2 protein-coding genes are annotated in these 780 nt (G+C 40.0%); both read left to right on the forward strand.

The features are described 5' to 3' along the window. Window positions 1–180: hypothetical protein (locus L693_RS31165; RefSeq protein WP_231503555.1), on the forward strand; the 180-nt coding region annotated here is incomplete at its 5' end. Further along, window positions 180–644, forward strand: coding sequence for a type IV secretory system conjugative DNA transfer family protein (locus L693_RS0107450; RefSeq protein WP_025716728.1), 465 nt, complete (start codon window positions 180–182; stop codon window positions 642–644). The genes L693_RS31165 and L693_RS0107450, both read left to right, overlap by 1 nt. Window positions 645–780: the final 136 nt, after the last annotated feature.

A 780-nucleotide genomic window follows, 5' to 3' on the forward strand; every position in this document is an offset into this window, starting at 1 on the left:
AGAGAGTTAGTGTCCAAACTTAGGGGGTTAATCCGCATTGTCGTAGGGATATTTTTAATTAAAGGTGCCACCATTGTTTATGCGGATAATGGCAGAGGGATTTATTTTGATGCATTTTGGGCTGCTGACCCTGCTGGCCAGGCAGTAAACTTCGTTACAGCTAAAGTGTATGGTGCTTGATGCTGTTAAGTAAAAACGCGATAGAGCCTACCACGCTTGAGTGGGTTAAGGTAGGGCTTGATAAACAAACGATTGATACCAAGAATACAAATCAAACAAGGGGCCGAAACGGTTCTTCCAGCACCAGTTATGGAAGCCAAGGCCGTGATTTAATGACTATCTCCGAGCTTTCACGAATGCCAGATAATAAGTGTATTCTCTTCGTCCGAGGACTCGATCCTTTTTATTCAGACAAATATATACTGGAATCTCATCCTAACTACAAGCTGCTCTATGAAGCGAACGAGGACAATTACTTTGACTCATCAATGGGCTGGAAAAAATCTTCGGCCTCCGATCCAATAGCTGAATTGTTGAACATGCGAGTTCCCGATAAAGAGCTGGAGGAAAGGATGGAAGATTTAACTGTTGTAAATGTTGATGAGCTGGATAATTTGGAAAAGCAAATGGATGAGCTAATTTAACCAAAACTAAGTTAGGCACTGCTGAAGCACACTTAAAAAACCTATTATTTAAATAGGAAAACTAAAAAAAATATGAAAGAGGTAGATTTTTAAATGACGGATGTAATATGAAGTGCGACACCTGCTGGAAATAAAT

It is taken from the genome of Paenibacillus sp. 1-18, from assembly GCF_000520755.1.
Lineage (GTDB): Bacteria > Bacillota > Bacilli > Paenibacillales > Paenibacillaceae > Paenibacillus > Paenibacillus brasilensis.